General features: G+C 70.2%; 17 protein-coding genes and 1 pseudogene. 5 read left to right on the top strand and 13 right to left on the bottom strand.

Going from position 1 to position 14,534, the window contains the following annotated elements; translation table 11 throughout:
• Positions 1 to 42: 42 nt before the first annotated feature.
• The 10 genes from ACTWQF_RS02090 to ACTWQF_RS02045 all read right to left on the bottom strand — a co-directional run bounded on the left by ACTWQF_RS02090 (position 43) and on the right by ACTWQF_RS02045 (position 7,117).
• A complete protein-coding gene (locus ACTWQF_RS02090; protein WP_180289756.1) occupies positions 43 to 282 on the bottom strand; it encodes a gas vesicle protein in 240 nt (79 codons plus the stop codon).
• Positions 269 to 1,201, bottom strand: a complete 933-nt coding sequence (locus ACTWQF_RS02085; protein ID WP_443276471.1) for a GvpL/GvpF family gas vesicle protein — start codon at positions 1,199 to 1,201, stop codon at positions 269 to 271. The genes ACTWQF_RS02090 and ACTWQF_RS02085 overlap by 14 nt, the downstream gene beginning before the upstream one ends.
• Complete coding sequence (locus tag ACTWQF_RS02080) at positions 1,198 to 1,605, bottom strand: gas vesicle protein (protein WP_443276469.1); 408 nt, start codon at positions 1,603 to 1,605, stop codon at positions 1,198 to 1,200. The genes ACTWQF_RS02085 and ACTWQF_RS02080 overlap by 4 nt, the downstream gene beginning before the upstream one ends.
• Positions 1,606 to 1,617: 12 nt before the next feature.
• Positions 1,618 to 2,661 carry an SRPBCC family protein gene (locus ACTWQF_RS02075; protein ID WP_443276467.1) on the bottom strand — a complete coding sequence of 348 codons (1,044 nt, stop codon included), beginning with the start codon at positions 2,659 to 2,661 and terminating at the stop codon, positions 1,618 to 1,620.
• Complete coding sequence (locus ACTWQF_RS02070) at positions 2,654 to 3,316, bottom strand: hypothetical protein (RefSeq protein ID WP_443276466.1); 663 nt, start codon at positions 3,314 to 3,316, stop codon at positions 2,654 to 2,656. Before ACTWQF_RS02070 ends, ACTWQF_RS02075 begins: the two co-directional genes overlap by 8 nt.
• On the bottom strand, positions 3,313 to 3,669 hold the full coding sequence (locus ACTWQF_RS02065) for a gas vesicle protein GvpG (RefSeq protein ID WP_443276464.1): 357 nt from the start codon (positions 3,667 to 3,669) through the stop codon (positions 3,313 to 3,315). Before ACTWQF_RS02065 ends, ACTWQF_RS02070 begins: the two co-directional genes overlap by 4 nt.
• 1 nt (position 3,670) lies before the next feature.
• Entirely contained in the window at positions 3,671 to 4,450 is a 780-nt protein-coding gene (locus ACTWQF_RS02060) for a GvpL/GvpF family gas vesicle protein (RefSeq protein WP_443276462.1), read from the bottom strand.
• Positions 4,451 to 4,453: 3 nt separating this feature from the next.
• Entirely contained in the window at positions 4,454 to 4,987 is a 534-nt protein-coding gene (gvpJ, locus tag ACTWQF_RS02055) for a gas vesicle protein GvpJ (protein WP_443276460.1), read from the bottom strand.
• A 51-nt stretch (positions 4,988 to 5,038) separates the two neighbouring features.
• A complete protein-coding gene (locus tag ACTWQF_RS02050) occupies positions 5,039 to 5,368 on the bottom strand; it encodes a gas vesicle protein GvpO (RefSeq protein WP_443245214.1) in 330 nt (109 codons plus the stop codon).
• A gap of 75 nt (positions 5,369 to 5,443) precedes the next feature.
• Entirely contained in the window at positions 5,444 to 7,117 is a 1,674-nt protein-coding gene (locus tag ACTWQF_RS02045) for a serine/threonine-protein kinase (RefSeq protein WP_443276458.1), read from the bottom strand.
• A gap of 246 nt (positions 7,118 to 7,363) precedes the next feature.
• On the opposite strand from ACTWQF_RS02045, the gene ACTWQF_RS02040 reads away from it, so the two are divergent.
• Both ACTWQF_RS02040 and ACTWQF_RS02035 read left to right on the top strand, forming a co-directional pair.
• Positions 7,364 to 8,461: a type III polyketide synthase gene (locus tag ACTWQF_RS02040; protein ID WP_443276456.1), complete on the top strand. Its 1,098-nt coding sequence runs from the start codon at positions 7,364 to 7,366 to the stop codon at positions 8,459 to 8,461.
• On the top strand, positions 8,458 to 9,021 hold the full coding sequence (locus tag ACTWQF_RS02035) for a cupin domain-containing protein (RefSeq protein WP_443276455.1): 564 nt from the start codon (positions 8,458 to 8,460) through the stop codon (positions 9,019 to 9,021). Before ACTWQF_RS02040 ends, ACTWQF_RS02035 begins: the two co-directional genes overlap by 4 nt.
• A gap of 135 nt (positions 9,022 to 9,156) precedes the next feature.
• Here ACTWQF_RS02035 and sodN read toward each other — a convergent pair whose 3' ends face one another.
• Positions 9,157 to 9,552, bottom strand: coding sequence for a superoxide dismutase, Ni (sodN, locus tag ACTWQF_RS02030; protein ID WP_443276453.1), 396 nt, complete (start codon positions 9,550 to 9,552; stop codon positions 9,157 to 9,159).
• 162 nt (positions 9,553 to 9,714) lie between these two features.
• Between sodN and ACTWQF_RS02025 the strand changes: the two are divergent.
• A pseudogene (locus ACTWQF_RS02025) lies at positions 9,715 to 9,996 on the top strand (S24 family peptidase); the annotation flags it as partial.
• A gap of 92 nt (positions 9,997 to 10,088) precedes the next feature.
• Here the strand turns inward: ACTWQF_RS02025 and ACTWQF_RS02020 are convergent.
• Positions 10,089 to 10,769, bottom strand: a complete 681-nt coding sequence (locus ACTWQF_RS02020) for a CGNR zinc finger domain-containing protein (protein WP_443276451.1) — start codon at positions 10,767 to 10,769, stop codon at positions 10,089 to 10,091.
• Positions 10,770 to 10,846: 77 nt separating this feature from the next.
• Here ACTWQF_RS02020 and ACTWQF_RS02015 point away from each other — a divergent pair, with 77 nt between their 5' ends.
• Entirely contained in the window at positions 10,847 to 11,632 is a 786-nt protein-coding gene (locus ACTWQF_RS02015; protein WP_443276449.1) for a class I SAM-dependent methyltransferase, read from the top strand.
• Positions 11,633 to 11,787: 155 nt separating this feature from the next.
• Here the strand turns inward: ACTWQF_RS02015 and ACTWQF_RS02010 are convergent, their stop codons facing one another.
• The gene (locus ACTWQF_RS02010; RefSeq protein WP_443276447.1) at positions 11,788 to 12,984 is read right to left on the bottom strand and encodes an NAD(P)-dependent malic enzyme; all 1,197 of its coding nucleotides are present in this window, start codon (positions 12,982 to 12,984) and stop codon (positions 11,788 to 11,790) included.
• A 542-nt stretch (positions 12,985 to 13,526) separates the two neighbouring features.
• Between ACTWQF_RS02010 and ACTWQF_RS02005 the strand changes: the two genes are divergently transcribed.
• The gene (locus tag ACTWQF_RS02005; protein ID WP_443276445.1) at positions 13,527 to 14,483 is read left to right on the top strand and encodes an ABC transporter substrate-binding protein; all 957 of its coding nucleotides are present in this window, start codon (positions 13,527 to 13,529) and stop codon (positions 14,481 to 14,483) included.
• The last annotated feature ends 51 nt before the right edge of the window (positions 14,484 to 14,534 follow it).

Below are 14,534 nucleotides of genomic sequence, written 5' to 3'. Positions count from 1 at the left end.
CCGGTCCCGGTACCGCCCCTTCCATCTCCGGTCCTGCTTCCGTCACAGCGGGCCCCCGTCGCCCCACGGCGCGGCCACGCGTTCGTTGACCGAGGACAGCAGCGCGTTCAAGGAGAGCCGCACCAACGGCACCTCCGCGATCGCCAGCACCAGATCACCGCTGACCACGACACCGGTCGCCAGCACCCGGTCCAGCAGGTCCACCAGCGGCACCCCGATCGGTGCCCCGCTCTCCGGCCCCTCCCACGGCACGACCTCGCCGACATGTTCACCCACGGGCATCCAGCTCACCCCCGTCCACGAACGAGTACGGCACCCACGGCCCGGTGACCTCCACCTCGACGCCCCGGCACCTGGGGGCGCGCCGCACGTCTTCCACCGCTTCGGCGACCTCGCGCTCGCGCCCCTCGGCCACCAGATATGCGGCGTTCAGCAACTGGGCGCCGCGTTCGCCGGTGAGTGCCGCCTCGTGCGTGCGGAGTCGCCGGCTCGCCACCGCGATGCCACGCAGCGCCCGGTCCACAGCCTCCGCCGCATCGAGCCCGGCTTGCTGGCGCCGCTCGCGCTCCTGGCGTGCGCCGCGTACCCGCTCCAGATACGCGCGCCCGGAGCGCCCGCCGGAGCTTGCGGAGCCCGCGGCGTCCGCTCCCGCAGCGCCGGGCCCCGCCGGAGTCCGGGCCGGTGGCCCTGTCGGGGTCCGCGCCGGGGTCACCGTCGCGGACCGATCCGGCCGGACGGTGGTCTCCCGTCGCGCGTACACCTTGACGCCCCACTCGACCCGGTCCGCGATGCGTTCCAGCACCGTATGGAAGCGGCGCTCGTCCTCGCGCAGCGCCACCCGGGCCCGTTCGTCGCCCAGATACAGGGTCGCCAGCGGCAGCGGCACAGTCGGAGCGCTGCCGGCCACGGCGGCGATCACCGCGTGGTGGGCGCGGGCGCAGCGTTCCAGCTCCGTGCGGTCGGTCAGCCGCTCCCGCAGCGACTCCTCGCCGAACTCCGCTGCGGGGACGTCCTGGACCACCGCCTTCAGCGAGCCGAACCGCAGCAGACGTACCGGGGACCCCGGGGCCTGGCCCGGCAGCCCGGCGACGGCGGCCGGATCGCCGCCGCGGCAGACGGCGAAGACATATGTGGCGGTGGCCGCCGCGGCATCCGTATCCGGCGGCGTCCGCGGTCCGGGTTCATCCACCGTCTGTGTCATCTGCCGCCTGCCTCCTTCACGTGGTGCCAGTGGCGTCGGCGCTCGTTGTCCCAGCCCGCGTCCCGCCGCTCGTCCCGGCCCTCGCCCGCGCCCGCCTCCAGTTCGGCGACCCGCTCCCGCAGCCGCTGGTTCTCCTCGTCGACGGCGTCCCGGTGGGCGCGGGTGGAGAGCGCCGGATCGGTCTCCCACCAGTTGATGCCGGCCTTCTTCGCCGTCTCGACGGAGGAGACGAACAGCCGCAGCCGGATGGTGAGCAACTCGATGTCGAGCAGGTCGATCTTGATGTCTCCCGCGATCACGATGCCCTTGTCCAGCACCCGTTCGAGGATGTCGGCGAGGTTGGCCGGGCCGGACGGGGTGGAAGGCGCGTGGCTGATGGGACGTTCGGCGGTGCTTTCGGTCATGGCCGGCCTGCCTCACCGTTGGTCATCCTCGGCCTCCTCCTCGCCCTCGGCGTCCTCGTCCGTGTAGTCCTCGTCTTCGTCCTCGTCCTCGTTCCCTTCTTCGTCCTCGCCCTGGTCTTCGTCCTCGTTCTCGTCGCTCTCTTCCTCCGCCTCGCCGTAGTCCTCGTCCTCCTCGCCCTCGGGACGCTCTTCCTCGTCGGGCTCCCGGCCCTCCCGTTCCTCCTCTTCCTCCTGCTGGACCACATCCTCGTGGCTGCGGACGACCTCCCCGTCCCGGATCTCGCCGCGCCAGCCGTCCACTTCCTCGGCCTTGAGCGTGACGTAGCGCTGGAAGTGCTTGAGGTCGAGGCGGAGCCGCCTGCCCTGGGCGCGCCAGATGTTGCCGGTCTTCTCGAAGAAGCCCGAGGGGTAGTACTCGACGACCGCGGTGATGCGGGTGAGGTTCTCGTCGAGACGATGGAAGCTGACGGCGCCCTTCGTGGTGCCCTTCGAGCCCTCGGAGGTCCAGACGATCCGCTTGTCCGGGATCTGCTCCAGCACGGTGGCGTCGTAGCTCCGCGTCGAGGGCCACACGCGGACCTTCCAGATGGACTTGGTCTCGTCGTCCTCGTCCCGCTGCGCGCTGCTGACGCCGTTCATGAAGCTGCCGAAGTCCCAGTACTGCGTGAACTGGTTGTAGACCGGGCGCAGCGGACGGCCGATGTCGATGTGCTCGATGATGTTGATGGCCTTGAGGTCTCCGGGCTTGCTGCCGCCACCACCGAAGGCTTCCTTGGTCTTCTCGACGACCTTGTCCTTGGCGCCCTTGATCTTCTCCTTGGCGACGGCCTTGCCCGGGCTCTCGCCCTGGAGCGTGCGGGCTGCCACCCCGGCGACACCGCCACCGTCGCCCTTCCCGTCGCCGGGCAGCAGCTTGCTCGGGTCGGCGACATTCGTCAGCTTGTCGGTGGCCTTGCCGACGGCCTGCCGGCCGACCGCGCCGAGATACTCCAGCAGCTCCTCGCGCACCCGGTGCAGGGCCGAGTCGCCGTCGTCCGTCTTCTTCTGCTCAGCCATGGCGCCTACCTCCTGCGGCCCCGGACCGTTCTGCGGGCTTCCGGCGCGTGCCGTCGGCGGACGGCCTCCCGCCGGTCCCGCCGGACGACGGTTTCTTCTTGGGCCGGTCGGACTGCGAGGAGCTTCTGGGGCGGTCCGACGGTGGCTTCCTGCTGCGCCGGTCCGCGGACGAATCCGCCCCGGATGGCGCTTTCCGCTCGCCCTCGCCCCGTTCACCCTCGTCCTGCTCGCTCTCCTCGCGCCGGCCGCCTTCCGGGCCCTCGCGGTCCTCGCGGTCCTCTCCGCCCTCGCGGTTCTTGCCTTCCTCGCCGTCACCGTCGTCCGGCGACCCGCCCTCCCCGCCTTCGCCGAGCCGGGTCGTACGGTCGCGGAGCGAGTCGGCCAGGGACTCCAGGCGGCGGTTGGCCGCCGAGCTGACCGCGGTGCGTGCGGCCGCCATCAGCTGGTGCTTGACCTGGTCGGTCAGCTCTTCGAACTGCGGCGTCGCGGCGATCTTCCGGACACCTGCTCTGAGCAGCTCCTGCGGATCGAGGCCGAGCTTCCGGCCCGCCACCACCGAACCGAGGGTCAGGGCCAGCTTGGCCTTCCTGGTGCGGCCGAGGAGGTAGCCGCCCGCGACAGCGGCGAGGACGGCCGTCTTGCAACTGTCAGTCATGACTGGTCCCTTGAGCTCGATCTGTCCCGGTCTGTTCTGTCGTCGGGGGAGTTCGCCCCGGATTCTTCGTCCTCGATCACGGTCCGGACGCGGGTGCGGGTCGTCACCACGTTGGGAGCGACGACGGGCCCGCGCTGTTCCAGCTGGTCGAGCAGGCGCTCCTCCTCCTGCTCGAACTCCTCCTCGGTGAGCTCTCCCGCCTCGTACGCACGGTTGAGCTCACCGAGGCGGGCCCGCAGCGTTGCCGGGTCGCACACCTCCTGCTCCGCGGCCTCCAACAGTCGGTCGGCCACCCATTCGACGCCCCGCACCGGAGCCAGCGGCAGCAGCAGCACTCCGCTGAAGAGCCCCATGTCAGCTCCCCACCACGGCGTGCTCGGCGCTCGAACGGCCGGCCGACACCGGTTCGGCGCCCTCCTGGGGCACGAAGCTGTAGCAGGGCAGCGGACCCGTCAGCCGCAGCTCGACGCGCTCCGCGTGCACGGCGGCGCAGCGCTCCACCTCCGCACGGAAGCGTTCGCCCGCCGCCTTCGGCACCAGGAACGACCCGTTCAGCACGCAGCCGGGCACGTCCGGGCCGCGTACGAACCCGTCCGCGAGTGCGGTCAGTCCGGGCAGCGCCTCCTCGACCGCCTCCCTCGCGCGGCGTGCCAGCCCTTCTGCGATCGCCTGGCCGAGCCGCACGTTCCCCTCGTACGAGGGCCTGCGCCGCACGTCCGCCAGCAGCCTTCGTACGCCCGCGTCGGCCCGGACCAGGGCCTCGACCTCGGACTGCGCCGGGGTGGCCTTGAGGTTCATCTCGGTGCGGTCCCGCAGGCGTTCGAGGGCTGCCAGATGTGCTGCCGCGGCGGCCTCGACGGCCTGTTCCACCGTCGCCGCGTCCTCGGCCACCATGCCGAACCGCATCGGCAGCACCGGCGCATCGTCCCCGAGCCGCGTCAGCAGGTCCTGATGTGCCATCAGGTCCCGGCGGCGTGCGCGGAGGTCGTCCGGTACCTCGCTGACCACCGCCGCCAGCTCACCCACCGGCAGCAGCCGGACCGCTGCCGCGGGACGGCCCACGCCACGGACGTCCGGCGGGAGACTCAGCGCCGCGTGGACGATGCCGTAGACGTACACCCGGGAGCTGTCCATGCCTCATGCCTCCTGATCGCGACGGGTGCCGCGCGCCGTCCGGCCGCTGCCCGAGCCGCGGGAGGCGGCGGAGCTGTCGGCGGTACGGCGCTTGCGGGGCTTCTCGGCGTGCTCTGCCTCCTCCTCACCCCGGTCCTCGCCGGCCTCGTGCTCCTCGTCCTCGTCGTCCTCGCCCGCCACCCCGATGGCTTCCTTGACCTTGCCGCCGACCTTGCCGCCGGCCGACTTGACGGCCCTCTTCGCGCCCGTCGTGGTCACGCCGCTCGCCATGTTGGAGAAGAGCTCGGGCACCGTCCTGCTGGCCGCGTCCTGGTTGAGGTCGAGCCGGTTGCAGACCTCGGCGAAGCGCAGATACGTGTCGACGCTGGCAACCACGATCCGGGCGTCGATCTTGAGGATCTCGATACCGACGAGGGAGACCCGTACGAAGATGTCGATCACCATGCCGCGATCGAGAATCAGCTCGAGGACGTCGTAGAGGGTTCCGGCACGCGGGACACACACCGCAGCCTCGTTGTAGGTGGTGGTCGTCGTCATGGGTGGCTCTTCCTCTCGGACGGTGACGGGCACCTCTGGCGGGACGGACCGTCAGTCGTCGCTAGCGCCACGCCGGTAACGTCGGATCCTTCGGTACTGGGTGAGCTCTCCCTTGCCGTCGAGCTCCACCTCGTAGGTGGCCAGGAGGCTCGTGGTGTCCGGGATGCGCGGCACCTCCAGCACGTCGACGTGCACGCGCCAGCCCTCCTCGGCGCGGCGTACTGCCGACACCCCTTCGGCCCGGTGGCCGATCAGCCGGCTCAGGCCACGACAGGCCCGCCGCGCCGCCTCCTCCGGGCCCTTCGTACGGGATGCGGACCGTTTCGAGGCAGCCGTGGACTTCGTCGCCGTCCGCGTGTGCCGTTCACGTTGCTCAGGCATGAACACAGTCTGTTTTCATGCGAGCACTTTTCGCACACGGAGTTGATCCGAACGAGCGCTACCCCCGGACTGGGGTCACTTTTGCACCGCGCACAAGGTGCGGCCGCCGGTCATGACCGGCACGGTGCCGCCGACACAGGTCCGGGTGCCGTTGACGGAAAGCGGGGGATACAGGCTGCGTACCTCGTACGCGGCGGCCGCGGACCAGCAGGGCACCTTCACCCACTCGCCCTGCAGCCTGGCCTGCTCGCCCTCGCCCTCCTGCCCGGTGTCGTAGTAGAGGCAGTCGCCGACCTTGGCCGACGCGGCGGAGTCGTGCAGCTCGTGGCTGACCCACTGGGAGAAGCCCTCGTTCTGCCCGTACAGCAGCAGTGCCAGGCCCACGGCGGCCAGCACGAGGAGGAAACAGCCCGCCCCGGAGTTGTCGGAGGAGGTGCTCGTCGCTCCGGAGGTCCTCGATCCCGAGCCGGCCGACGACCCCGCGGGCGACGACCCCGCCGACGACGACCTCGCGGATGACGACCCCGCGGACGACGGTGCCCTGGAGGCCGGTGCCGATGTCCCGGCGCTGCTCAGCAGCAGGTCCTTGCCTCGCTTACGGGCAGTGAGCCGTACGGTCTCACCGGGCTTGGCCTTCATGGGGCTCACTCCGCGGTTGAGGCCGGAGCTCGTCACCTCGACAGTGCGTGCCACTGCCTTGACCTGGAAGGTGTCCGTCCTCCGACTTGCGACCCAGCCCACGGTCACATCGTCCGCCCGGACCCGGAGCGGCACCCCGGTCTCGTTGACGATCTTCAGTTTCACCTTCTGGGCGGAAGGCGCGACCGGCTTCTTCGGCGGAGGGAGCTTCTTGGTCGCGGTCTTCGTCGGCAACTCGGCCGTGCTCCCGCTGCCCTCCCCCGTCGTACCCCCCGCCGGCTTCTTCGGCAGGTCCTTGCCCTTGAGCATGGCCGTCGCCTCGGCGACCGACGGCCGGTCCGCGGGAGTCTTCGCCAGCAGCGCGGTGACCAGCGGTTCGAGGGGGCCGGCCCGCCGCATCGCGGGGGCTTCCTCGTACGCCACCGCGTGCAGGGAGGCCGGACTGGAGTCCCGCCGGAACGGCGAGACGCCCTCCAGCGCCTCGAACAGCGTCACCCCGAGCGAGAACAGATCGCTGGCGGCCCCGTACTTCTCGCCCTTGGCCCGCTCCGGTGCCAGATACGGGGCCGAGCCGACGACCACCCCGGTCGCGGTCAGGCCCGTGCCGGCCTCGGAGGAGGCGATCCCGAAGTCGGTGAGCAGGATCTGCCGTTCCTCGGTCACCATGACGTTGGCCGGTTTGACGTCGCGGTGCACGATGTTCTGCCGGTGCGCGGCGTCGAGCGCGCCGAGCAGGGACTTGGCGAGCTTCTTGGCGGCGGAGACGGACACCGGTCCCTTGGTCAGGCGCTCCTGGAGCGTGCCGCCGGAGACGAGCTGCATCACGATCCAGGGGCAGCCGTCCTCGACGAGGACGTCATGGACGGTGACGATGTTCGGGTGGTCGCGCAGTCTGGCGGCGTTGAGCGCTTCCAGCTCGGCCCGCTTCAGACGCTCGGCCCGCTCCTCGGGTGCCATCACATGCGGCAGCCACAGCTCCTTGAGCGCCACCCGGGTCTCCAGCCGCCCGTCGTGGGCCTCCCAGACCCGGCCCATACCGCCACTGCCGAGCGTGCGGAGCAGTCGATAGCGAGCTCCTATCACATCGCCCTGCTGGGCCCCCTGTGTCACTGTTCCCCCGAATGAGCGCATGAGCTTGCGGGCCCGGACACCTCTTGTGCCGGGCAACTGCCGGAAGTTGAGCATCGCCGCGCGCACGCCACCAGGCAAGAGGGCCCCGCGGCCCCGGACTTCGAGGGCTCGAAGTTCTTTCCGCTTATGGGAAATTGACCAGCAGAGGGAAAATTGCCGGTCTTTCGGGTCAATTGCCCCGACAGGTGGGGTATCCGCTGATACCAGAACGTCGTTGACCCCTGTATGGCGACATTGTGCAGACCTGCTGTGCAGGTCCCGCCACATGTGATCACGATGGCGGACACTCTCGCACTGGCGCGTTCCCGGCACTCGGAGCATCCTCAGCTCCCGCTCGTGCTGCGGCTGATCGAGAGCACCGGCGTCCGGACGAGACATCTTGTGCAGCCCCTGGACCGGACGCTGAGGCATCCGGGCTTCGAGGCGCGGAACACGGTGTACGAGTCCGAGGCGAAGGCCCGGGTGCCGCAGGTGGTCTCCCGGGCGCTGCAGGCCGCCGAGCTGACCGCCGAGGACATCGACCTCATCGTCTATGTGTCCTGCACCGGCTTCATGATGCCCTCGCTCACGGCGTGGCTGATCAATACGCAGGGGTTCCGCTCCACGACGCGCCAACTGCCCATCGCGCAGCTGGGATGCGCGGGCGGTGGCGCGGCGATCAACCGGGCACACGACTTCTGCACCGCACATCCCGAAGCGAACGTGCTCATCGTCGCCTGCGAGTTCTGCTCGCTGTGCTACCAGCCGACCGACGACGGTGTCGGTTCGCTGCTGTCCAACGGCCTGTTCGGGGACGGTGTGGCTGCTGCCGTGGTCCGGGGTTCGGGCGGGACGGGCATCCGGCTGGAGCGCAACGGCTCGTATCTGATCCCGGACACCGAGGCGTGGATCTCCTACGACGTGCGGTCCACGGGCTTCCACTTCGTGCTGGACAAGCGGGTGCCCTCCACCATGGGCCCGCTCGCGCCGGCCCTCGGCGACCTGGCGGCGCTGCACGGCTGGGACGTACGGCGGCTGGACTTCTACATCGTGCACGCCGGCGGCCCCCGCATCCTGCTCGACCTGGGGGAGTTCCTTCAGGTGCCGCAGCACGCCTTCCGGTTCAGCCGGGCCACGCTGACGGAGTACGGCAACACGGCCAGCGTCGTGGTCCTGGACGCGCTGCGCAGGCTGTTCGAGGAGGGCGGACCCGGCGACGGGGCGGCGGGGCTGCTGGCCGGGTTCGGTCCAGGCATCACCGCGGAGATGGCGCTGGGCCGTTGGCGGAGCGCCCTCGGCAGCCGCAGCGAAAGCCGTCCGGAAGGAGTCCTCACCCCCTCATGACCGGACAACCCGGTACGGAACCGGCCCCGCAGCCGCGGAACAAGGGCCTGGTCGTACCACCGGGCCGGGGCCGCACCGTACGGACCGCGGCCCAGCAGGTGACCTTCAAGGTGACGGGGCAGCACAGCCGGACCGCGTCCAGCTTCGAGGTGGTGGTGCCGCCGGGCTTCGACGTCGGCGCCCATGTCCACGCCCGCAGCGAGGAGTTCTTCTACGTACTGGAGGGCGAGCTCGACCTCTTCGCCTTCGAGCCGCTGATCCGTACCGCCGACGGCTGGCGGGAGTGGCGGTCGGCCGCGGGCGACGGCGTCGTCCGAGCCACGCCCGGCACCGTCGTACTGGTGCCGCCGGGCTGTCCGCACGCGTTCGCCAACCCGACCGGGGCTCCCGCCCGGATGCTGTTCCAGTCGGCGCCGCCGCCGGATCACGAGCGGTACTTCGAGGAGTTGCTCGACATCCTGGCGGCGGGCGGCCCTCCAAACGAGGAGGTCGTCGCCGAGCTGCGTACCCGCTACGACATCGAGCAGCTCACCCCGCTCCGGCACGGCCCGGCCCGGTGAGCCGGGCGGTGTGTCCCGGCCCGGGAACGACCGCGCCCGGCCCGTCATGGCCGAGGCTGTCGGCGGCATGCGGACCGGGCGCGGACCGGATGACCTCGCGGTGGAAAGCCGCTGATCGTAGGGCCTGAAGGTGATTCAGCCCTTCTTCGTCTCCCAGAAGATCTTGTCGATCTGGGCGATGTAGTCCAGCGCCTTCTGCCCGGTGGCCGGGTCGGTGGATCCCTTGGCCGTGCTGAGCGCCTTGAGGGTGTCGTTCACCAGCTGGTGCAGATCCGGGTACTTCTCGAAGTGCGGCGGCTTGAAGTAGTCGCTCCACAGCACCGAGACGTGGTGCTTCGCGAGCTCCGCACGCTCTTCCTTGATAGTGGTGGCCCGGGCCCGGAAGTGCGGGTCGTCGTTGGCCTGGTACTTCTCCTGAATGGCCTTCACGGACTCGGCTTCGATCCGGGCCTGTGCCGGGTCGTAGACACCGCACGGCAGGTCACAATGGGCGCTGACCTGCACCTTGGGGGCGAACAGTCGGGAGAGCATAAAAGCCATCCTTCCTCGTGATCGTCTTCTCACGTGCGAGATTACTCCGTGTGGGAAGTCTTTTCGCGTGTGCCCCCACGGGCTTAGGACAAAAGTCCGGTGACGGGCTGGATCTGCTGGAGTAATCGGGCCGGAGGCGGCCTTGGACCGGAGGCGCAAAAGATGCCGGAGCGTACGCCACAGGGCGGTCCGACCCACGGTGCTCAGGGCCGGGAACAGGACGGGCACGGTGGGCCCCTGAAGCGGATCGGTCTGGCCGAGGTCTACAACCCCTCGATGGAACCGACGCTGTTCCCCGGGGACCAGCTGGTCGTCACCTACGGCGCCGCCGTACGGCCAGGCGACATCGTCGTGCTGCGTCATCCCTTCCAGCACGATCTGCTCATCGTCAAACGCGCGATCGAACGGCGACCCGGCGGCTGGTGGGTGCGCGGCGACAACCCGCGAGTGGAGAACGACAGCCGGGAGTTCGGCGTGGTGCCCGACGACCTCGTCATGGCCCGGGCATGGCTGCGGCTGCGCCCGCCGCGCGGCCTTCAGCGCTCGCCGGGCTCGGTGCTGCGCTGGTCGGCCTCCGCCGTGCGCCCGTTGGTCGGGCCGATGCGGCCGCGTCCGCCGGCGGACGGGTCCGGCGCCTCCTCGGGGTCGGCCGGGCTGCTCTCCAGGCGCTTGCGGGCGCGGTAGGCCGCCACGTTGGCGCGGGTCGCGCAGCGGTCCGAGCAGTAGCGGCGCGAGCGGTTGGTCGAGGTGTCCAGATAGGCGTTGCGGCAGGGCGAAGCCTGGCAGATGCCCAGCCGGTCCACGCCCAGGTCGGTGAGGTGGAAGGCGAGCCCCATGCAGGCCGTCGCCGCGTAGGCGGCGGTGGCGTTGGCGGGCTGCTCGGCCAGATGCATGTGCCAGCGGGGCCGCCCCTCGTCGTCCAGATCGCCGTGCCCGGAGATCTGCGGACTGGTGGGGAACTCCATCAGCAGTGCGTTGAGCAAGTCGACGGCTCTTACCTCGTCGCCCTCGGAGGCCGCGGTGAAGACGGCGCGCAGCCGGGTGCGGACGGCGCGGAGCCGGTTGACGTCGGCCTCGGTCGCCCGGCGCGCCATGGTCCCGTGTGCGCCGAAGAGTTCGCGGACGGCCTCGACGGAGGTGAGGGTGTCGTCCCCGCGCTCGGGCTGCTCGCTGTTCACCAGTCGCACTGCCAGATCTGAGTAATAGTTCAGTTCCACTTGTGATCCTTACGGCGGGCGTTCTATCGTCGGTAATAGTTGAAGGCACTACGAGCGTATTACGGCGGAGGACGGGAATGGCGACCCACGCGCAGCACGAGGCCGACTGGCGAGGCTGGCAGGAGAGTTGGGACCGGCAGCAGGAGACGTACCTGCCCGACCGCGAGGAGCGGTTCCGGGTCATGCTCGACATGACCGAGGCCCTGGTGGGCCCCGAACCCCGGGTGCTCGACCTCGCCTGCGGTACGGGCAGTATCACCGACCGCGTCCTGAAGCGGATGCCGAACGCGAGGACCGTCGGCGTCGACCGTGATCCCGCGCTGCTGGCCCTCGCGCGCGGCACCTTCGCGGAGGACGAGAGGGCCCGGTTCGTGACGGCCGACCTGAGCGACCCCGACTGGCCGACCGCGCTGCCGGAGGGTCCCTACGACGCCGTACTGACCGCCACGGCACTGCACTGGATGCGCACCGAGCCGCTGCGCGGGCTCTACGCACAGATCGCGGGGCTGGTACGGGAAGGCGGGGTCTTCATGAACGCCGACCACATGCCGGACGAGTCGACGCCGCGGATCAACGCCGCGGTGCACGTCTTCGACGAGGACCGGAGTAAGCGCCAGCGGGACGAGGGCGCGCTCGACTGGGGCGGATGGTGGCGGGCGCTCTCCGAGGACCCCGCGCTGGCGGCGGTCGCCAAGGAGCGGTTCGCGTTGTTCGGGAACCCCGCCGAGGTGCGGCACGACCACAACAACGAGGAGTTCCAGGACGCGGAGTGGCACGCGGCCACCCTGCGGGAGGTCGGCTTCGGCGAGGCCCGCGTTGTGTGGGCCTCACCCACGGACGGCATGGTCCTCGCCCTGCGCTGAGAGGGGCCGTCGCCGTCAGGGGCGCGGGGAACTGCGCGACCAGCCATGGGGGTACCCCCTGCTCGAAGAGCTTGGGGGAACACCCGCAGTCCGCAAGCATCGGACAGGGGCACCCCCTCACCGGGCGCCGGAGAGGGGGAGGCCCAACGTTCGGTCTACCGGCGTGCAACGCCCTCCGCGCGGGCGGCGGCGGCCACCGCCGAGGTGACGGCGGGGGCGACGCGCTCGTCGAAGGGGGAGGGGATCACCCGCTCGGGGCTGAGCTCGTCGGCCACCACAGCGGCAAGCGCTTCGGCGGCGGCCAGCTTCATGCCCTCCGTGATGTCCGTGGCACGGACCTGGAGCGCACCGGCGAAGACGCCGGGGAACGCCAGCACGTTGTTGATCTGGTTCGGGTAGTCGCTGCGCCCGGTGGCCACCACGGACGCGTACTTGCGGGCGACGTCGGGGTGGATCTCCGGGTTCGGGTTGGCCATGGCGAAGATGAACGCGCCCTTGGCCATCGTCGCGACGGCCTCCTCCGGCACCGTGCCGCCGCTGACACCGATGAACACATCGGCGCCCTCCAGGGCGGCCTCCAGGGAGCCGGTGACGTTGGCCTTGTTGGTGAAGCCTGCCAGCTCCTTCTTGACCTCGGTGAGGTCGCCGCGGTCGCGGGAGACGACGCCCTTGCGGTCGCAGACCGCCACGTCCCCGATGCCCGCCTCCACGAGGATCTTCGCGATGGCGACACCGGCGGCACCCGCGCCGGAGATGACGGCGCGCAGCGAGCCCAGCGCGCGGTCGCTCAGCTTCGCCGCGTTGCGCAGCGCGGCCAGCGTGACGATGGCCGTTCCGTGCTGGTCGTCGTGGAAGACCGGGATGTCCAGCTTCTCCTTGAGGCGGGCCTCGATCTCGAAGCACCGCGGTGCCGAGATGTCTTCGAGGTTGATCCCGCCGAACGAGGGGGCGAGCCGGGCCACCGTCGCCACGATCTCGTCGGTGTCCTGGGTGTCCAGCGCGAGCGGCACCGCGTCGACGCCGCCGAACTGCTTGAAGAGGATGGCCTTGCCCTCCATGACCGGGAGCGAGGCCCCGGGGCCGATGTCGCCCAGCCCGAGCACCGCGCTGCCGTCGGTCACCACCGCGACGACCTGGGACTTCCAGGTGTAGTCGTCGACGAGTCCGGGCTGCTCGGCGATGGCGCTGCAGACTTTTGCGACGCCAGGCGTGTAGGCGAGGGACAGGTCGTCGGCGTCCCGCACCGGCACGGTCGCCTGGACGGCCATTTTGCCGCCCCGGTGCAGGGCGAACGCCGGATCGATGACGTCCGGCTCCAGCCCGTCCTTCTGATTGACGATCTCCGCTGCCACTGTGTTGAACCCCTTTGTCGAATCTGTGTGAGGGTGACCGCTCCCTGCGGTGAGGAACGGGCGGGCACCGCGTCCGCTTCCCGGGCCGGCGGATGGCCGCGGCCCGGAGGGAGGTACGGACGCCGGGCGCGCCGCACACGCGCCCTGGTCCCCGGGTGAGGGGTGTAATCGACCTTTCTACCCGACACCGGCCGCCGTGGACGACCTACTTCCGGCCGCCCCGATATCCAAGCTGGCGGAATGCGGGACAAAGTGCCTCGACTCCGGCTCGAAGTCCGCACAGTGAGACAGCCCGGCGGTGTGAGAGCGGTGTGAGAGACGGCACTCCCGCTGTTCGCCCCCTTTACGACCTTCCGACGTGCCCTGTATCCGGAGTCGAATATCCGTTATCCGATTTTGACCTCGGAGGCGCCCTGCTGCCGCTTGTCCGGATGGCAAGATGCCCCCCATCGTTCATCTGTTCATCCGTCGGACACGGTCGCGACATCCGAAGGTGTGTGCCCGACCCCACGGCTTCCCCCTCACCCCAGGAGGACCCGCCCATGACCGAAAGCAGGCTCATGACCGCCGGCCGGGCCGCACGTGTGGCCGCGCGACGTGCCGGGATCGTGCCGGTGGCCCTCGCCGTCAGCGGCACCCTGCTGCTGGCCGGCTGCGGCGACCAGACCGAAGGCGCGAGCGGCGGCTCGGGCGGCGGGAGCGGCAAGCTGAACGCCATGCTGCCGGAGAAGATCCGCAGCGCGGGCGTCATCAAGGTCGGCACCGATGCCGCGTACAAGCCCATGGAGTACAAGGAGGGGGCCGACATCGTCGGCCTCGACCCGGACCTCGCCGACGCGATGGGCAAGAAGCTCGGTGTCCGCTTCCAGTTCACCAACGGCACCTTCGACGGTCTGATCACCTCCATGCAGACCGGCCGCTTCGACATGATCATGTCCTCGATGACGGACACCAAGGACCGTCAGGAGGGCCTGGACGACAAGGGCAAGAAGGCGGGCAAGGGCGTCGACTTCGTCGACTACCTCTCCGCCGGCTCCTCGATCCTGGTCAAGAAGGGCAACCCGGAGAAGCTCGACTCGGTCGACCAGATGTGCGGCAGGAAGGTGGCCACCCAGCGCGGCACCACCTCGCACGAGATCCTCAAGGCGCAGACGAAGAAGTGCGTCAAGGAGGGCAAGAAGAAGATCGACATCGAGCCGTACAACACCGACGACGAGGCCCGGGTGCGGCTGAAGGCCGGCGGTGTCGTCGCCGACATCTCCGACTTCCCCGTCGCCGCCAACGCCGCCAAGTCCGGCGCCGACTTCGAGGTCGTGGGCGAGCAGATGCAGTCGGCCCCCTACGGCATGGCCGTCAGCAAGGACAACAAGAAGCTCCGCGACGCCCTCGAGGCCGCCATGAAGGCGATCATCAAGGACGGCTCGTACAAGAAGGCGCTGGAGAAGTGGGGCGTTCAGGACGGCGCCGTGAAGAAGGTAACGATCAACGCCGGTACCTGAGCCATCCGGCACAAGCCCACGAGAGACACCCCGCAGGACGCCGAGGACGCT

This window comes from Streptomyces sp. 8N114 (assembly GCF_052245835.1).
Lineage (GTDB): Bacteria > Actinomycetota > Actinomycetes > Streptomycetales > Streptomycetaceae > Streptomyces.
This window is presented reverse-complemented; position numbering and strand designations above follow the sequence as displayed.

Coding starts and splice junctions, on each gene's coding strand:
- ACTWQF_RS02090 (WP_180289756.1), bottom strand. CDS start 282: ATGCCCGTGGGTGAACATGTCGGCGAGGTCGTGCCGTGGGAGGGGCCG.
- ACTWQF_RS02085 (WP_443276471.1), bottom strand. CDS start 1,201: ATGACACAGACGGTGGATGAACCCGGACCGCGGACGCCGCCGGATACG.
- ACTWQF_RS02080 (WP_443276469.1), bottom strand. CDS start 1,605: ATGACCGAAAGCACCGCCGAACGTCCCATCAGCCACGCGCCTTCCACC.
- ACTWQF_RS02075 (WP_443276467.1), bottom strand. CDS start 2,661: ATGGCTGAGCAGAAGAAGACGGACGACGGCGACTCGGCCCTGCACCGG.
- ACTWQF_RS02070 (WP_443276466.1), bottom strand. CDS start 3,316: ATGACTGACAGTTGCAAGACGGCCGTCCTCGCCGCTGTCGCGGGCGGC.
- ACTWQF_RS02065 (WP_443276464.1), bottom strand. CDS start 3,669: ATGGGGCTCTTCAGCGGAGTGCTGCTGCTGCCGCTGGCTCCGGTGCGG.
- ACTWQF_RS02060 (WP_443276462.1), bottom strand. CDS start 4,450: ATGGACAGCTCCCGGGTGTACGTCTACGGCATCGTCCACGCGGCGCTG.
- gvpJ (WP_443276460.1), bottom strand. CDS start 4,987: ATGACGACGACCACCACCTACAACGAGGCTGCGGTGTGTGTCCCGCGT.
- ACTWQF_RS02050 (WP_443245214.1), bottom strand. CDS start 5,368: ATGCCTGAGCAACGTGAACGGCACACGCGGACGGCGACGAAGTCCACG.
- ACTWQF_RS02040 (WP_443276456.1), top strand. CDS start 7,364: ATGGCGACATTGTGCAGACCTGCTGTGCAGGTCCCGCCACATGTGATC.
- ACTWQF_RS02035 (WP_443276455.1), top strand. CDS start 8,458: ATGACCGGACAACCCGGTACGGAACCGGCCCCGCAGCCGCGGAACAAG.
- sodN (WP_443276453.1), bottom strand. CDS start 9,552: ATGCTCTCCCGACTGTTCGCCCCCAAGGTGCAGGTCAGCGCCCATTGT.
- ACTWQF_RS02015 (WP_443276449.1), top strand. CDS start 10,847: ATGGCGACCCACGCGCAGCACGAGGCCGACTGGCGAGGCTGGCAGGAG.
- ACTWQF_RS02005 (WP_443276445.1), top strand. CDS start 13,527: ATGACCGAAAGCAGGCTCATGACCGCCGGCCGGGCCGCACGTGTGGCC.